The organism is Neoroseomonas soli, from assembly GCF_018129065.1.
GTDB classification, from domain to species: Bacteria; Pseudomonadota; Alphaproteobacteria; order Acetobacterales; family Acetobacteraceae; genus Neoroseomonas; species Neoroseomonas soli.
The window spans coordinates 1-14,856 of record NZ_JAAEDM010000055.1; the positions used below are offsets into that span (position 1 = coordinate 1).

General features: G+C 73.3%; 15 protein-coding genes, 1 tRNA gene and 1 pseudogene. 7 read left to right on the forward strand and 10 right to left on the reverse strand.

The window, feature by feature from the left end; all coding sequences use genetic code 11:
* A pseudogene (locus GXW76_RS17435) lies at positions 1–588 on the reverse strand (hypothetical protein); the annotation flags it as partial.
* Between the two features lie 41 nt (positions 589–629).
* Between GXW76_RS17435 and GXW76_RS17440 the strand changes: the two are divergent.
* Entirely contained in the window at positions 630–1,343 is a 714-nt protein-coding gene (locus tag GXW76_RS17440; protein ID WP_246514471.1) for a cytochrome b/b6 domain-containing protein, read from the forward strand.
* A 13-nt stretch (positions 1,344–1,356) separates the two neighbouring features.
* On the opposite strand, the gene GXW76_RS17445 is transcribed toward GXW76_RS17440, so the two are convergent.
* A complete protein-coding gene (locus tag GXW76_RS17445; RefSeq protein ID WP_211863373.1) occupies positions 1,357–1,806 on the reverse strand; it encodes a c-type cytochrome in 450 nt (149 codons plus the stop codon).
* 150 nt (positions 1,807–1,956) lie between these two features.
* On the opposite strand from GXW76_RS17445, the gene GXW76_RS17450 reads away from it, so the two are divergent.
* Positions 1,957–2,033: transfer RNA gene (locus GXW76_RS17450), tRNA-Pro, on the forward strand.
* A gap of 98 nt (positions 2,034–2,131) precedes the next feature.
* On the opposite strand, the gene GXW76_RS17455 is transcribed toward GXW76_RS17450, so the two are convergent.
* A complete protein-coding gene (locus tag GXW76_RS17455; protein ID WP_211863374.1) occupies positions 2,132–2,317 on the reverse strand; it encodes a DUF2842 domain-containing protein in 186 nt (61 codons plus the stop codon).
* 168 nt (positions 2,318–2,485) lie between these two features.
* Here GXW76_RS17455 and GXW76_RS17460 point away from each other — a divergent pair, with 168 nt between their 5' ends.
* The gene (locus GXW76_RS17460; RefSeq protein WP_211863375.1) at positions 2,486–3,016 is read left to right on the forward strand and encodes an adenine phosphoribosyltransferase; all 531 of its coding nucleotides are present in this window, start codon (positions 2,486–2,488) and stop codon (positions 3,014–3,016) included.
* 120 nt (positions 3,017–3,136) lie between these two features.
* On the opposite strand, the gene GXW76_RS17465 is transcribed toward GXW76_RS17460, so the two are convergent.
* Positions 3,137–4,198: an AbrB family transcriptional regulator gene (locus GXW76_RS17465; protein ID WP_211863376.1), complete on the reverse strand. Its 1,062-nt coding sequence runs from the start codon at positions 4,196–4,198 to the stop codon at positions 3,137–3,139.
* 102 nt (positions 4,199–4,300) lie between these two features.
* On the opposite strand from GXW76_RS17465, the gene GXW76_RS17470 reads away from it, so the two are divergent.
* Positions 4,301–4,645 (forward strand): hypothetical protein, encoded by a 345-nt coding sequence (locus GXW76_RS17470; protein ID WP_211863377.1) that lies wholly within the window; start codon positions 4,301–4,303, stop codon positions 4,643–4,645.
* A 10-nt stretch (positions 4,646–4,655) separates the two neighbouring features.
* Here GXW76_RS17470 and GXW76_RS17475 read toward each other — a convergent pair whose 3' ends face one another.
* The 6 genes from GXW76_RS17475 to flgE all read right to left on the reverse strand — a co-directional run bounded on the left by GXW76_RS17475 (position 4,656) and on the right by flgE (position 10,376).
* On the reverse strand, positions 4,656–5,000 hold the full coding sequence (locus tag GXW76_RS17475; protein WP_211863378.1) for a flagellar biosynthesis regulator FlaF: 345 nt from the start codon (positions 4,998–5,000) through the stop codon (positions 4,656–4,658).
* Complete coding sequence (locus GXW76_RS17480) at positions 4,997–5,431, reverse strand: flagellar biosynthesis repressor FlbT (protein ID WP_211863379.1); 435 nt, start codon at positions 5,429–5,431, stop codon at positions 4,997–4,999. Before GXW76_RS17480 ends, GXW76_RS17475 begins: the two co-directional genes overlap by 4 nt.
* 66 nt (positions 5,432–5,497) lie before the next feature.
* Positions 5,498–6,325, reverse strand: coding sequence for a flagellin (locus GXW76_RS17485; protein ID WP_211863380.1), 828 nt, complete (start codon positions 6,323–6,325; stop codon positions 5,498–5,500).
* A 134-nt stretch (positions 6,326–6,459) separates the two neighbouring features.
* Positions 6,460–7,524, reverse strand: a complete 1,065-nt coding sequence (locus GXW76_RS17490; protein ID WP_211863381.1) for a flagellin — start codon at positions 7,522–7,524, stop codon at positions 6,460–6,462.
* A gap of 4 nt (positions 7,525–7,528) precedes the next feature.
* A complete protein-coding gene (locus tag GXW76_RS17495; protein ID WP_211863382.1) occupies positions 7,529–9,058 on the reverse strand; it encodes a flagellar hook-associated protein FlgK in 1,530 nt (509 codons plus the stop codon).
* A 25-nt stretch (positions 9,059–9,083) separates the two neighbouring features.
* Positions 9,084–10,376 carry a flagellar hook protein FlgE gene (flgE, locus tag GXW76_RS17500; RefSeq protein ID WP_211863383.1) on the reverse strand — a complete coding sequence of 431 codons (1,293 nt, stop codon included), beginning with the start codon at positions 10,374–10,376 and terminating at the stop codon, positions 9,084–9,086.
* A 1,009-nt stretch (positions 10,377–11,385) separates the two neighbouring features.
* On the opposite strand from flgE, the gene GXW76_RS17505 reads away from it, so the two are divergent.
* From GXW76_RS17505 to fliF, 3 genes are all read left to right on the forward strand, one after another.
* Positions 11,386–12,192 (forward strand): flagellar hook-length control protein FliK, encoded by an 807-nt coding sequence (locus GXW76_RS17505; protein ID WP_211863384.1) that lies wholly within the window; start codon positions 11,386–11,388, stop codon positions 12,190–12,192.
* A gap of 119 nt (positions 12,193–12,311) precedes the next feature.
* Entirely contained in the window at positions 12,312–12,968 is a 657-nt protein-coding gene (locus tag GXW76_RS17510) for a flagellar hook assembly protein FlgD (protein ID WP_211863385.1), read from the forward strand.
* A 248-nt stretch (positions 12,969–13,216) separates the two neighbouring features.
* Positions 13,217–14,854 (forward strand): flagellar basal-body MS-ring/collar protein FliF, encoded by a 1,638-nt coding sequence (gene fliF / locus GXW76_RS17515; RefSeq protein ID WP_211863386.1) that lies wholly within the window; start codon positions 13,217–13,219, stop codon positions 14,852–14,854.
* Positions 14,855–14,856: the final 2 nt, after the last annotated feature.

Genomic DNA, 14,856 nt, shown 5'->3' on the forward strand with positions numbered 1-14,856 from the left:
CACCACGGCGATGCCGGCCAGCGTGACCGCGAGCGGCACCCGCGCCGCCATGCCGAGCCCCGCCACCGTTGTCCCCGCCATCGCGCCGAGCCCGGCCAGGGCACAGGCGAGATAAGGCCCGCGCGCCCCTGCCGCGGCGAGCCCGCCCGCCAGCGCCAGCCAGGCTATCGTCACCGGCGGCGCCGCCGCGCCGGCCCGCAGCGCCAGCCCCATGCCCACGAGCAGCCCCAGCGCTACCGGCGCGGCCCGCCACAGGCTGTCCGGATGCAGCGGCGCGCCCGCCATCCACCAGGCGCCCCCCAGCAGCCCGAGCAGGATCCCGGCGACCTGTCGCACCCGCCCGCCCGCCGCCAAAAACCCTGCGGCCAGGCCGAGCACGGCCAGCACCGGCAACCTCTCCACCAGTTGCCGTGGGGAGGCGTTGATCACCCCGAGCACCGCCGCGAGCCCCGCCAACAGCCCCACCCCCGCCGCCGCGGCGGCAAGGCGCGGCCAGCGGGCGAGGCGCCACGCCCCGGCCCAGGCAAGCGAGACCAGGCCGGCAACGAGGCCGCCCAGCGCCTCCGGCGGCAGCGCGTCGATTCCCATGGCCGGCATGCTGCCCGAGGCTTCGCGCCGAGGCGACCTCCATGGCAGTCTCGCCCGCGGAACGGGGCGGGGACATGGCCGACAAGACGGTGCCGGTGAAGGTGTGGGACGGCTGGGTGCGGCTGTTCCACTGGTCGCTCGTGCTGCTCGTGGCGGTGTCCTACGCGACGGCCAAGGCCCGGCGTATCGACTGGCACATGCTCTCGGGCTCGCTCGCCCTGGGGCTGGTGCTCTTCCGTATCGCCTGGGGGTTCGTCGGCTCGGAGACGGCGCGCTTCGCCGCCTTTCTGGCCGGGCCGCGCGCCGCCTTGCACCATTTCGCGGCGCTCCTGCGCGGCGAGGCGGAAGCGACGCCCGGCCACAACCCGGCCGGAGGCTGGATGGTCGTGCTGCTGCTGGCGCTGCTGCTGGCGCAGGGCGTCACCGGGCTGTTCTCGGACGACGCCGAACTCTACCGCGGCCCCCTCGCCGACTGGGCCGGCTACGACGCGAGCGAGGTCCTCTCCGCCTGGCACCAGCGCATCTTCGACCTGCTGCTGATCGCCTTGGCGCTCCACGTCGCGGCGGTCGCGACCTATCGCTACGCCTTCGGCCGGAGGCTGGTCGGGCCGATGGTCACGGGCATCGCGCATCTGCCCGCCGACTCGGCCGCCACGCGGCAGCCGCCAAGGACGGGCAGCGGCGTGCTCGCCGGGCTGCTGCTCGGCGCCGCGGCCACGCTCGGCGTGGTCCTGTGGCGCCTCGCGCTGTTCTGAGCCGTCCGCGGCTTCAGGGCCGCTGGGGCAGCCGGAAGCGGTCGTGGCAGACGTTGCAGGTGTTCGTCGCCGCCTGGAAAGCCGTGGCGAAGGCCGCGCGGTCGCCGGCGCCGGAGGCCGCGACCAGGGCCGTCGCGGCGTCGATCAGCGACTGGCCGTCACGATCGAAGGTGGCGCGGTCGGTCCAGATCTCGGGGCGCGCGCGGTCGTCGTCGCGGTCGCTGCCGGGCGGGAACATCGTCAGCTTGCGGCGCGCCGTCGCCAGCACCGCCTCGGCCTGCTGCTGCACGGAACGCGGGTCGCCGCCGGACTGCACGACCGGGGCGATGGCGCGCACCGCCTGCACCTGCTGGCGCATCAGGGCGCGGCGCTCGCCGCTGAGATCCTGGAGCGACTGCTGCGCCAGCGCGCCGCCGCCGGCAGCGAGAAGGATCAGCCCCGCCGTCACTATTCGTGCTTTCATGCATTCCCCCCGGAAGGCTGTCGTGTCGTGCAGCGCATGTGAGCGTGCCATCTCCGGGAGCGCAATGGCTCCTGACAAAGTCGCGCGCCCCCGGCTTGCGGGGTCGGAAGCGTGCCGCTATACCGCCGCCTCCGCAGCGCGGCCCGGCACCGGAGTGTAGCTCAGCCTGGTAGAGCACTGTGTTCGGGACGCAGGGGCCGGAGGTTCGAATCCTCTCACTCCGACCAGATCCCGGTCGCGCCGCGGCGCCGAACCCCCCGAGAAATCGGGGGGTTTTTGCGTTTCCGGGGGTGTTGCGCGCCCGACGGTTCGCGGCGCCGGGCCTTCAGCGCATCGCCCAGGTGATCAGCCACTTCGCCGGCCAGACCCAGGCGATTCCGGCGACCGCGAAGAACGCGGATTCGAGCGTCCAGTGCAGCCCGCGGACATGGTCCGAGACCAGCAGCACGGCCACGACATAGGCCAGGAAGCCGACGAGACCGAGGATGAGGGCGATGGGGGTGCGGGACATGTGCGCGCATCTGCCGCCTTCGCGGCCATCCGCCAAGCCCCCGCGGCGATCATGGACAGGCCGAACGCCGGGCTTCCACTCGGCCGGCAGGAAGGCTAGCGAAGTGTCGGCCCGCCGTCGCGACACCCCGGCGGCTTCCGCCCCACGAACAGGACCGGCAGCACCGACGTGACGACCGACACCACCGACCTCAAGGCCCATATCCGCGGCATCCCGGATTTCCCGAAGCCGGGCATCCTCTTCTACGACATTTCCACCCTGCTCCGGCACGGGCCCGCCTGGCGGGCGGCCATGGCGCAGATGGCCGACACCATCCGCCCCCACAAGCCGGACCTGCTGGCCGGCATCGAGAGCCGCGGCTTCCTCGTCGCCGCGCCGCTCGCGCTCGAGCTCGGCCTCGGCTTCATCATGCTGCGCAAGCCGCGCAAGCTGCCCGGCCTGACCATCGGCCTGAACTACGCGCTGGAATACGGCACCGACCGCATCGAGATGCAGGCCGACGCCGTGCAGAAGGGCCAGAGGGTGATCCTGCTCGACGACCTGCTCGCCACCGGCGGGACCATGGCGGCGGGCATCAGCCTGCTGCGCCAGGCCGGGGCGGTGGTGCCGTGCGCTGCAGCGCTGATCGAGCTGACCTTCCTCGGCGGCAGGAGCCGGCTCGATGTCCCGTTCGAGTCCCTCGTCGCCTACGACGAATAGAAGCGGGCCCAGTCCGCCGCACCGCGCCGGGATGCGCGGGCCGCCGCCCGGGCGCTGCGCGACGGCGCGCCCGGCCCGGTCGAATGGGGCCTCGCGGCCGTTGCCCAGGCGGGGGCCGACCTACCGCGCCACGCGCAGCGCGACCGCCGCCCGCCACAGCGGCCCGACGAGCAGGTTGCACAGCACCGTCCGTACCAGGTGGAAGCCGAGCACCAACGGCACGGCGAGTTCGAGCGCCTTGGCCGTCACCGCCATCTCCGGCATGCCGCCCGGCGCGAGGCCGAGCACCACCGCGACCGGCGGCAGGCCCGCGAACCGGCCCAGCGCCAGCCCCAGCGCCGCCAGCAGCAGGGCGACCGCGAGCGCCGAAACCAGCCCCGCCAGCGCCAGCCGCCGCGGCCCGGCGCCGAGGGCCTGCGGCGTCAGGCGCAGGCCGAGGCTCGCGCCCATCGCGACCTGCGCCGCATCCACCATCCAGCGAGGGATGGAGGACGGCAGCAGCCCCTGCCCCGACAGCCCCATGGCGAGCAGGCAAGGCGCGAGCATCGCCGCATTGGCGAGCCCTGCCCGCGCCCCGGCGAGCGCCACCAGCGTCCCGCCGACGAGCAGCAGCGTGGCACCGCCCCAGGCGAAGGGCGGCAGCGCGGCGCTGAATCCGGCATCCCGCCCGCCCGCGGCGAAGACCGCGACCAGCGGCGGGAAGGTCAGCACCACCACCGCCATACGGATGGTCTGCGCCATCGTCACCGCCGGCACCGCCGCACCCGCCCGCTGCGCCAGCACCGCCATGGTGACGATGCCGCCGGGAATCGCCGCGTAATAGGCCGTGCGCGCATCCGTCCCGGCGATACGGCGATAGAGCGGCGCGACGGCGAGCCCCGCCACCAGCGACAGCATGCCACCGGCCAGGATCGCCGGCAGGCTGGCGGCGACGGCGGCTGCCACCGGCGCCGTGAAGGTCTGGCCGAGCCCAAGGCCGAGCACCACCAGCCCCGCCGGCCGCACCACCTCCGGCACCGCCGCCGCATCGCGCCAGCCGAGCCAGGCGGTCGCCAGCATCGCCCCCAGCATCCAGCCAAGCGGCAGCTTCAGCGCCGTCAACAACCCGCCAGCCAGCAGCGCGAGCAACAGGGTGCGCAGATAGGCATCGGGCGGCGGGGCGGGATGGTCGGGGCGGTGCACGGTCGCGCGCAGGTTCCCCGCGATGCTGCACGGCGTCAAAGGCGGGACGGGCGCAACCCTTCGTTAACGCGCATCCCGCAAGGTGGGACCGGAGGCATTGCCATGACCGCCGATCTTGCGCTGTCGATACGACCAGCCGTCGAACCACCCCGCGCGCCCCAGCGCGCCGCAGGGGCGGAACGCGACGCCGGCGCGGCGCCTCCGCAGCCCGCGCCGGCCCCGGCGACGCCGAATCCCCGCCTGCGACTGGACGGCAGCCTGGGCATGGTGGTGATCGAGTTCCGCGACACCGCGGGCGGAGTGGCGAATACCATCCCCTCCCCGCGCCAGATGGAAGCTTATCGGGCGGCGGTGGTCTCGAATGCGCCGGTACCGGTCGGCGTGCGCGCGCGGCCGGCGCCTGGCCCGGCCGTCGAAGCCGCGCCGAGCGGCAGCGCGGCGGACTGACCGAATCCGCTCAGCCGCGGCCGCCGAGGCCTGCGGCCACCTGCTCATTCACTTCGATGAGGAAGGCGAGGTCCGGCTCGCCCTGCTCCATCTCCCGCTGCACGGCACGGCCGAGCGAGATCAGCCCGGCACGCACCGTCGCCGGCAGCCGGTTGGAGGGATCGGCCAAGGCGGTTTCCACCGCGAGCCAGAGCCGGCGGTTGTCGGCGACAGCACGCACCCGCGCCGGCCCATCAAGCCCGCCGGCGGCGCGCAGCCCGCCGGTGACCCGGCGGAACACGTCCGCCTCCTGCTCGCGCGGGTCGCGCGCGGCGCGTGCCGCACCATAGGCGCGGGCGATGTCGGCAAGGGTCACGGCGCGTCCTCGTCCTCGCCGGTCGCGGCGCCGGGCAGCGCCACGCCCATCACCACTTCCTCGTGCCGCATGACGCGACGGACCAGCTTGAGCGCCTGGTAGCATTCATCCGCCTCGGCCGCGGCCAGGGCGCGGTCCAGCAGGTCGCGGGCGAGGGTTGAGGTGGTGGCGGCCTGGAACTCGGCGATCAGATTGCGGGCGACCGAGAGGCCGGCCTCGCGCTCCTCCTCATCGCCGATATAGGCGGTCTGCAGCGCGAAGTAGATCCGGCGGGCGGGGCTATTCGCGCCTTCCGGCGTCATCAACTGCTTGCCGAAGAGGAAGCGCGCCTTGGCGGTGAGTTCGATCCGCGCGCGGTTGCGGAAACGGATCGGCGCGCCATTGACGACCATCAGGTCGCCCTGTCGCAGTTCGAGCACGAGCGTGGACATCCTGTCCTCCCGGCATGAAGTGGGTTGGCGCGGCGCCGGGCGTAAAGCCCGGCGCCGCTGCCGGGCTCAGCGGAACAGGCTCAGCAGGGTCTGCGGTGCCTGGTTCGCGATGGACAGTGCCTGGGTGCCGAGCTGCTGACGGATCTGCAGCGACTGCAACCGCGCCGATTCCTTCGCGAGGTCGGCGTCGATCAAGGCTCCGATGCCCGATTCCAGCGCATCCACCTTGTCCTTGTTGTAGGCGATCTGGTTGTCGATGTAGCGGGAGTCGGAACCGAAGGTGTTCAGCGCGTTGCTGATCGCCGTCTGTATCGTATCGAAGTCGCCGCCATCGGCGATCGCGGCCTGCGCGGCCGCCGCATCCGTCGGCGCCGCGGCGACGATGAGCGTGCCCGCGCCATCCACCGAGGTGATGGTGTAGGTCGTGCCGCTCTCGTTGCGCGTCGTCGTGATGTCGCCGCCCGGCGCGGCGGTCGCGAGCAGGGTGCGGCCGTTGTAGGTCGCGTCCTCGATGAAGTTGGTGATCTGGGTCTGCTGCGCCGTGTACTGCGCTTCGTACTGCGCGCGCTGTTCCGCGTTCAGCGTATCGTCGGCGAGGCGCACCAGCGTCTCGCGCACCTTCACCATCGTCTCCGACACCTTGTTCAGGCCCGAGAGCGCGGTGTCCAGGATGCCCTTCACACCGCCGAGCTGCTCGTTCGCCGCCGTCAGGCCGGCGACGTCGGCGCGGACGGCCTGTGCCACCGCGAAGGCGGCGCCGTCGTCCTTGGCGTCATTGACGCGATAGCCCGTCGAGATCCGCTTCTGCGTGACGTTCAGATCGGCATTCGTGCGGTTGAGGGACTGCAGCGCCACCTGGGCGCCGATATTGGTGTTGACGGAGTTCAGTGACATCGGGGTCTTCCCCTGTTTCCGATGGCCTCCGCGGTCGTGACCGTGGCGGGGGCCGGGTTGCGCGCCGCATCTTGCGGTGTCAGCGGAAAGATGCGGGGCCCGGCGTTAACCGAGGCTGAATGCCGCCCCCCGCCTCAGCGGAGAAATTGCGTCAGCGTCAGCCCGGACACCATCGAGATGGCGCGGTAGGACGCCTCGAGCTGCGTCTGCGTGGCCTGCAGGCGGCTTAAAGTCTCGGCCATGTCCACCTCCTCGATCCCCGCGAGCTGGATGGCGAGCGCGATCGAGACCTCCTCGTGCCGGCGCGCCGTCGTCTCCAGCCGCTGCTCGATGGCGCCGAGCGCGCCGCGCTCCACCCCGATCGCGTCGATCGCGCTGCGCAGCCCGTCGCGCACCGTCGCCATCAGGTCGGTGAAATCGGTGCCGAGCGCCGCCTGGGAGGGGTCCATCGCCGCCAGCGTCGCAAGCCCGCGCAGGATGTCGCGCGCCCAGGATCCGGTCGTCTCCCCATCGCTGGCCGCGGCGGCGTTGCGGTTGGCAAACAGGCCGTAGGCGACCCGCTCGCCCTCCGCCGCCGGCACGCCGCGGCGCGCCTCCGCGAGCCCCTGCGCGGGGTCGGAGAGGAAGGCCGAGAAGGGCGTGGTCCCCGCCGCGTCCGAGGACGCCGCGGCCAGCGTTGCCGCCCCCACCGCCGCCGCATTGCCGCCGCCGAGGCCCGCCACCGCCGCCGCGATGTCCGCCGCCATGCCGGAACTCGCAATGCCCGCGGGGTCGGGAATGGGCGGGTTGGCGCTGTCGCTGCCACCGAACATGTATTCGCCGGCGTGGCGCTCGTTCATCAGGTTGGCGAATTCCTCCAGCGCCGCGCGCGCCTGTGCCGCGACCGCGGAGATGCGCGACGTGTTCGTCCCGTCGAGGCGGATGGCCTCCTGGTAGAACTGGGTCGCGATATCCGCCATGCGGCCGAGCGCGTTCTGCGTCACCTCCGTCCGCGCCAGGGTGCGGGAGATCGTGCCCTGCCAGGCCTCCCGCCGCGCCATATCGGCACGCAGGTCGATGGCGCGCCGCGCCTCGGGCGCGATGTCGCCATAGCCCGGACCCTTGCGCCCATCCGAGACCTGGCGCGTCAGCACCTCGAGCCGCGCCCGCAGCGCGGCGGCGCCCACGTCGATCCGGCCGATCAACCCGATCCCGCCCATCGCGTCACCTCACCGCGCCGAACAGCGCGTCCCACATCGCCTGCACCGTGCTCATCACCCGCGCATTGGCGGCATAGGCGTTCTGCAGCGTGACCATCGCGGCCATCTCCGCATCCACGTCCACGCCGGAACGCTGCGCGAAGCGCGCCTCCAGCCCCTGCACCAGCGCCTGCGCGGCGATGTGCGCCTCGCTCGCCGCGGCGCGGTCGGCGGTCTGCGCCGCCGTCACCTGCGCGGCATAGCCCTCGAGCGTCGCCGGTGCGCCGAAGGGCGAAGAAAGCAGCCCATCCGGCCCGAGCCCGCCGATCGGGATCGCATCCCAGCCGACGCCGGCCTGCGCCTCCGCGCCGAAGCTGAAGTCGAGGACGCGGTCGAGCAGCGTGGTGAAGCCGGCCAGCCCGCCCGCCGGGTTGGGCGTGAAGGCCGAAGGCCCGGTGCCGCTGCCGAGCACCGCATGGGTGCCGTCGCGCAGCAGGGACGGGTCGGCCGCCACCGCCTGGTTGACGCGGATGCCGCCCGCGAAGCCGATCATCGTGCTGGTGGGATAGGGCTGCGTCACGTCGGGCACGCCGCCCGCGGCATCGGTGAAGAGCCGCAGCCCCTGCCCGTCGAAGCGCGCGGCGAGTTGCGCCGCGGCGAGGTCCGCCTCCGCCTGGTAGCGCGGCAGGGTCTGGTCGCGCAGCGCGACGTATTCCGCGAGCCGCCCGCCCGCGAGGCTTTGCGTCACGTCGCGCCCGCCGAGCATGATGCCCGGGATGGTCCCGCCCGCGCCGTGATAGGACGCCGCGCCGAGCGTCGCATCCGCGGTCGAGAAGGCATCCGACTTCGGGTCGAGCGGCAGCACCAGCCCGTTGCGCGCCACCAGCGCGAGCCCGCCATCCTCGCGCTTCAGCGCGCGCACCTCGATCGATTCCGACAGCGTCGCGATGGCCGCGTCGCGCCGGTCCTCGAGCGCCGCGGCGCCGCCGGTCAGCGAGACCTGCTCGCGGAGCTGCTGCGTCAGGGTGGCGATCTCGCGCAGCGCGGCGTTGATGCGCGCGACCTCGGTCACGACGCCGTCCTGCGCCTGCTGGCGGGCCTCGCCGATGGCGGCCGAGACCTCGTTCAGCCGTGTCGCCAGCGCCTGCGCGTCGAGCAGCAGGCCGGACTGCCGGCCGGCTTCGGCCGGGTCGGCGCGCAGGTCCTCGAACCCGGTGCGCAGCGCGGCGGTCAGGTCGCCGATGCTCTCCCCGTTCTCCGGGTTGCCATGGGCGGTCTCGATCGCCCGCAGCAGACGCTCGCGCGCGCCCGCGCCGGCGGCGGCAGCACGGCGGGCGTTGAGGTCCGCCACCAGCGCCTCATCCACGTCGCGGGTCGGCGCCAGGCTGCGGACGCCGATGCCGACACCCTCCACCTGCACGGCGTAGGTGGCGACGGTCTTCCTGGTGTGCCCGGCCGTACCCGCATTGGCGACATCATTGGCCGAGGCGGCGAGCGCGCGCTGCGTATGCAGCAGGCCGGAGCGCGCGGTCAGCAGCGCGGCGTCGAGGCTCATGGCGGCGTTCCGCTATCGAGGCGCGTCAGCGCCGCATGTTGATGGTGTCCTGCAGCATCTCGTCCGAAGCGGTGACGATGCGCGTATTCGCCGTATAGGCACGCTGCGCGACGATCAGCTTCGAGAACTCCGCGGCGATGTCGACATTGGACCGCTCGACCGACCCGACGGCGAGGCGCCCCGCGCCGTTGGAGGCCGGATCCGTGGTCCGCGCCTCACCGCTTTCCAGCGTGCGCATGAAGGCCTGGCCGTCGAGGCGCTGCAACGCGTCGGCGTTGTTGAAGGTGGTGATCGGCACGCGCGCGATCACGCGCGACTGGCCGTTGTCGTAGTTGATGGCGACGTCGCCGTTGTCGCGCACCGCGAGCGAGGAATAGGCGCCGAGCGGCACGCCGTCCTGCGCGAGGTTGCGCACCTCGTACTCGTCCCCCGCGTATTGCGTCAGGCCGCGCGCCGCGCCGAAGGCGCCGAGGTCCAGTGTGATGGTCTGGGGGCCCTGGCCGAAATCGGCGTCGAAGGTGATGGTCGCCGGGTCCCCGGTGACGGTGGCGGCGCCGGCGAACGTGCCGGTGGCATTGGCGAAGCCGCCGATGGTGCCGTCGGGCGAGGCGGGGGCCGCCGCCTGGCCGAACTGCACCTCGATGGTGCCGAGCGAGCCACCGGCGCCGGCCGCGCTGATGTCGAGCGTCCAGGTGTTCGCCGCCGTCGGCGTCCAGTTCAGCATCATCTGCTGCAGGGTGCCGAGGCTGTCATAGACGTTGAGCGGGGTGGAGGCTGCCGCCGTGCCGTTGGCCGGCAGGTTGGCCGAAAGTTCGATCCGGCTGGTGCCGATCGGGTTGAACACCAGGTCGCTGACGCGGATCGGCTGGATGCGCGTGCGGTCCGGTTCGCCCACCGCGTTCGCCGCCCAGCCCTGCAGGTGGTAGCCGGCGCCGTTCACCATGTAGCCGTCGCGGTTGAGCTGGAAATCGCCGGCGCGGGTGAAGAACTGCCGCTCGTCAAAGGTCATCTGGCCGTTGACGCTGCCATTGGGCAGCGCGACGGAGAAGAAGCCCTGCCCGGCGATGGCGAGGGAGAGCGGGTTCTCCGACTGCTCGATCGTGCCCAGCACGGTGTTGGTATAATCCGGCCGCGCCACCACCGAGCCAGGCCGGTGCACCGCCTGGGTGCTGTCGGTCAGGAAGGACACGAAGTTGGTGTCGGTGCGCTTGAAGCCGACCGTCTGGCTGTTGGCGACGTTGTCCGAGACATGGCCTAGTGCGCGCGCCTGGGCCGTCAGGCCGCTGATGGCGGTGGTCATGGATCCGAACAGGGACATGGGGCTCTCCGGTCTGGGCGGCGCGGGGCGTCGCAACCGGCGTGCCAGTGACGGGGGGCCTCGGCGCGGGCGAAGCCTGCCCGGCAGCGGCAGAAGCGGCAGGGTCCCCGGCATTTCCTGCCGCTCCGGCGTGGCGCGGCGCTGGCCCGGCGGTTGCAGCTTCGTGCCGGCCGCCGCGACCCGCGGGCCGGCAGCGCGCCGCGGCATCGCAGCACGGGCAGGAGAGACGCAGCGGACCATGGATGGCATCGCGAACCTTGCCCCGCTCGCACCACCAGCGGCATGGGCGGCCACGACGACGACGCCGGGCAGCCAGGCCTTCGCGGAGGCCATGGCGCTGGCGACCCAACCCGCGCGGGCCGGGCCGGGCGCACCGCAAGATGGCACGGGCGCCGGAGGGGACGAGCCGGGCGCAGCCGGGGGCGGGACAGCCTTGGGGCAGAATGGAGCGCCGGTATCCGGGGACGCTGCGCCCGCCACCTGGGCGTTCGTCGTTGAGGCAACCACGCCGTCGGCTTGCACGCCCGGCATCGCTCCGCCCCCCTTGCCGGCGACGACCACGGCGGAACCGCCCGTCGCGGCGCCGGCGGGTCCACCCGTCGCGGCGCCTGCGGGACCCATGCCGGCCGGGTTGGCGCAACTCCCGGCAGCCATGCCCGCGGCCGGCGCCGTAGCGCCTGGCGGCCCGCCCCCGACGACGACGCCAACCGGCGCCCCTGCGGAGGCGCCATCTGCGTCAGAGCCCGACGGGGGTGCCTCCCCGCGAGAATACCGGGTGGAGCAGGCGGGGACGTCCCCGGCCGAACCCGGTTCCGTGGCCATGGCGGCGCGCGGAGAGGCGCCCCCGGCCATCACCGTCCTTCCTGCACCGGGGCCAGCGACGAGCGCCCCCGCCACGACCACGGAGGCACCACGCCGCGTGGCGCGCGACAGCGCCGCGACGGCGGGCGCGCCTGCCAGGTTCATGCCAGCCGGCACCACATCCCCAGCAGCCTCCGCAGAGGCGACGATGACCGAGACGATCACTGCCGATGCCGCGGCACCAGCTGGGCCCTCATCGCCCGCCACCCACCGGCCGACCGCGGGGCGAGAGGCCACCCGCGGCGCACCCCTCCGGCCGCACGGCACCGGGACACCGGCTGCCGACGTCGCGATCTCGAACCAGGCCGCGACGTCCGCCAAGGCGCCCGGCATCTCGCCCGTGCCGGATGGCGTCGCCGGCACGGCGCCGGAACCGCGTCATGCCGAAGCCACCCTGTCCGCCCCCGCCTCGCCGGCGGCAACGCCCGCAGCGGCCGGCGAAGCCTCGGCCATTTTGCCGCCGAGCGTCGGACCTGCGGCGGGCACATCGCCCTCGCCCCTGGCCGCCCCACCACCACCACCAGGAACGGCCCCCGCAACCCCGCCGCTGCGCCAGATCGCCTCCGTCGTCGTCGCGGTCGCGATCGGCCGCGGCACCGCGAGGCTCTCCGTCACGCTCGAGCCAGTCGAGCTCGGCCGCGTCGAGGTCAGCGTCGAGCGCAGCGGAGAGACCGCCCATGTGCAGATTCTTGCCGAGCGCCCGGAAACCCTTGCCCTGCTCCAGCGCGACCAGCGCGAGCTCGACCGCGCGCTGACCCAGGCTGGGATCGCGCCGGACGGCCGTTCGGTCTCGCTTGGCCTCGCCGCGGGCGGCGATCGCGGCGGCCAGGATCGCCAGGCGCAGCACGCGGGGCGCGTGGCACGCGGCATGCTGCCCGGTGCCGAGACCGCCAACGACACCGCCGCGGAAGCCCCGCCGCGCCGCCTGCTCTCGCTGCTCGACCTCGCCGTCTAGTGCGGTTTCCGTTCGCCTGGGCTCACGAACACCGCTCCAGGCCTTTGTTTTTGCAAGCATCTTCACCCGATCCGGTGATTCCACCTGATCGGGATCTGCTCTAAGGGAAGGATCCTGCCATGTCCGGCTCCGTCGCCTCCGCCACCGCCGCCAGCGGCGCGGCCTCCTCCAACACGCGCCTCGCCGGCGACTTCAACACCTTCCTGACATTGCTGACGACGCAGTTGCAGAACCAGAGCCCGACCGATCCGCTCGACGCCAACCAGATGACGAACCAGCTCGTGCAGTTCGCCTCGGTCGAGCAGCAGATCGCGATGAACCAGAACCTCGAGAGCCTGATCACGCTGCAGCAGACGGCGCAGCTCACCGCGGCCGCGCCGCTGATGGGTCAGCGCGCGGAAGTGGAATCGAACCAGGTCGCGCTGCAGAACGGCCGCGCCGAGATCCGCCTGCCCGCTGCCGGCACCGCCCGCACGGCGGAGGTTGCCATCATCGACGCCGGCGGGCGCGTGCTGCGCCAGCAGGCGGTCACCCTCGGCACCGCAGCCACCGGCTGGAACTGGGATGGGCGCGACGCCTCCGGCCGCAGCCTGGCCGACGGCGCCTATGGCGTGCGGGTCACGGGACGCGGCGCGAACGGCGAGGCGGTCCCGCTATCCTTCACCGTTGCCGGCACGGTGACGGGCGCGGAGCGGAGCGGCAGCAACCTCACCCTGTCCATGGGCGGCATGAGCGTCGGCTTCGACAGGCTCCGGCGGCTGACGCCCAACGACTGACGTCCTGCCCGCCATGATGGCGGCGGCCCGCCGAGGGCGCGGCCGCCAGGCAAGCCGCTGAAAATTCGGCAGCGTCCTGGAGACGAAGTCCGCCGGGCTCCGGACGCCGGAGGCGGGGCGCCGCCGGCGCGCCGTTAACCGCACCGCAACCGCCACCCGGCAAAGTCTGCCGCGGCGGCAGGAGGCGGCCTTCGGATGCGATGGATGCGGCCGGCATGGCCCGGCGGGTGGCGCTGGGAGCCTGAAACGTGAACGCGCTGCTGACCCAGCTGCGCGCGCTGGGGCCGCTGCGGCTCGGCGCGCTGGCGGGCGCGGGGCTCGCGGTACTCGGCCTGCTCGCGTGGTTCGTGATGCGGGCGGGGCAGCCGACCATGGCGCTGCTCTACGGCGATCTCGACCCGCGTGACGCGGCGCAGGTGGTCGCGGCACTGGAGCGCGCCCGCGTGCCGCACCGCATCGAGGCCGGCGGCAGCCGCATCCTGGCACCGGAGGAACAGGTGCCGCGGCTGCGCCTGTCGCTCGCGCGCGAAGGCCTGCCGCAGGGCGGTTCCGTCGGCTACGAGATCTTCGACCGCGGCGAATCCCTGACCACCACCCCCTTCCAGCAGGACGTGAACCGGCTGCGCGCGCTGGAAGGCGAATTGGCGCGCTCCATCCGCGGCCTCGCCGGCGTGCGCGCCGCACGCGTGCATCTGGTGCTGCCGCGGCGCGAGGCCTTCTCGCGCGAACGGGGCGAGGCGCAGGCCTCGGTCGTGCTGACCATGCAGGGCGCGCAGCGGCTGGACCGGGAGGGGGTGCAGGCGGTGCTGCACCTCGTCGCCACCGCCGTGCCTGGGCTCAGGCCGCAGAACGTCTCCATCGTGGACAGCCGGGGCGCGCTGCTCGCGCGCGGCGGGCAGGCTCTGGCCGGCCCGGCGGCGGCGATGTCCCAGGACGAGCTGCGCCGCGCGCAGGAAATCCGCATCGCCCGCGCCGTCGAGGAAATGCTGGAACGCACCCTCGGCCCCGGCCGCGTGCGCGCCGAGGCGACGGTCGAGATGGATTTCGACCGCGTGCAGACCACCGAGGAACGCTTCGACCCCGACAACCAGGTCCCGCGCAGCCAGCAGAGCGTGCAGGAGAACAGCCGCAACGCCGAAGCCCAGGCGACCACGGTGCAGAACAACGTGCCAGGCGCCGATCCCACCGGTGCCGGCGGCTCGCAGGAAAGCCGGCAGGAAGAAACCACCAACTACGAGATCGGCCGCACCACGCGCAGCACGGTGCGGGAGCATCCGGTGCTGCGCCGCCAGTCCGTCGCCGTGCTGGTGGATGGCATCTACGAACCGCAAGCGAGTGGCCCCGCGACCTTCCGCGAACGCACGCCCGAGGAATTGCAGCGCATCTCCGCCCTGGTGCGCGGCGCCATCGGCTTCGACGAGCGGCGCGGCGACGCGGTCGAGGTGGTCTCCCTGCGCTTCGCCGAGCCGCCGGTCGCGGATGGCGGCGCGCCGGGGATGTTCGACCTCGCCTTCAGCAGTACGACGCTCGCGCGGCTGATCGAAAGCGCGCTTTACGCATTGGTGGCGCTGGTCGCCATCTTCCTGCTCGGCCGGCCGGCGATGGGGCGGTTGATGACGGCCATCGCGCCGCCGGTGCCGGCTCTCGCAGCGGACGGGAAGTCCGCCGTGGCCGGGGTGGCCACGGCGGCCGGCGCGCCGGCGCTGCCGGGTGGAGGCGCCGGCGCCCTGGAAGGCTCTGCGGAAGGCGAGGCCATGGTCACCATCGGCATGGTCGAAGGCCAGATGCGCGCCTCCTCGATCGCGCGGATGCAGGAACTCGTGGACCGCCACCCGGAGGAAACGCTGAGCGTGGTGCGCCGCTGGATGACGCCGGAGGAGGCCTGAGC